General features: G+C 61.6%; 1 pseudogene. It reads left to right on the top strand.

Annotation, left to right across the window (positions count from 1 at the left end):
* Nucleotides 1-219, top strand: a pseudogene (locus tag U5798_RS37060) (polyamine ABC transporter ATP-binding protein); the annotation flags it as partial.

Genomic DNA, 219 nt, shown 5'->3' with positions numbered 1-219 from the left:
AAGACCCAGCTCGAACTCGTGAACATCATCGAGAAGGTCGACGTGACCTGCGTGATGGTCACGCACGACCAGGAAGAGGCGATGACGATGGCCAGCCGCCTCGCGGTGATGAGCGAAGGCAAGATCGTGCAGATTGGCGCGCCGGGCGAGGTGTACGAGTTCCCGAACAGCCGCTTCTCCGCCGAATTCATCGGCTCGACCAACCTGTTCGAAGGCCGC

The sequence above is a fragment of the Burkholderia sp. BCC1972 genome, from assembly GCF_905339605.1.
Taxonomy (GTDB): Bacteria; Pseudomonadota; Gammaproteobacteria; order Burkholderiales; family Burkholderiaceae; genus Burkholderia.
The sequence above is the reverse complement of the archived record's forward strand: the minus strand, read 5'-3'. Positions and strand labels throughout refer to the sequence as shown.